The sequence below is a fragment of the Psychrobacter sp. A3 genome (assembly GCF_028823565.1).
In the GTDB taxonomy this organism is placed as follows: domain Bacteria; phylum Pseudomonadota; class Gammaproteobacteria; order Pseudomonadales; family Moraxellaceae; genus Psychrobacter; species Psychrobacter celer.
In genome coordinates this window covers 1-629 of record NZ_JAPEHS010000181.1, presented here as the reverse complement: position 1 = coordinate 629, position 629 = coordinate 1, and the positions used below count along the sequence as shown (strand labels likewise).

The 629-nt window shown below is 43.9% G+C and carries 1 protein-coding gene; it reads left to right on the top strand.

What is annotated here, in order from left to right:
- On the top strand, positions 1-367 hold a 367-nt coding region (locus NK638_RS12385), incomplete at its 5' end, for a c-type cytochrome (RefSeq protein WP_274633246.1).
- Positions 368-629 lie beyond the last annotated feature (262 nt).

Genomic DNA, 629 nt, shown 5'->3' with positions numbered 1-629 from the left:
TATCAAAGCGCGTCAAGACAGCATGAAAAGCTGGGGCGATGCGATGGGGGTCATGGGTGATATGGTCAAAGCCCCTGATACCTTTGATGCGGCGGTTTTCAAAGAGCAGGCATCATTCTTGGCAGAAGATGCGGCAAACCCTTGGAGTCACTTTGAAAACCAAGAAGCCATGGGCAACGCGACTGAAGCCGTATGGTCAAATGCTGATGGTTTCAGTGCTGAAGCGGACAACTTTCAAAAAGTGACGGCTGAGCTAAATGCTGCTGCACAGTCGGCTACTAGTGTCGAAGACGTCCAGCCTGCCTTTGGTGAAGTGGGTGCAAGCTGTAAATCGTGCCATACCGAATTTAGAGCAAAGAATGACTAACTTTTTGTACTGGCCTAGTAGCTTGTAGAAAGACAAAAAAAACCGCCATATCATTGAATATGGCGGTTTTTTATTGCTCAAAAAACATCACGTGAAGACAGCTCTTTGAAATAACGCTCTAAGCAAATTTCTCTGTCTCTGCTTTTTTGGCATTATCATCATCATTAACATTGTCATCTTGCTGCTTATTTATCTGCTGAACAATAGATTTCACCGAAGGATCGCTCAAATCTATTGTACGTATAGGGAAAGGAATATTGAT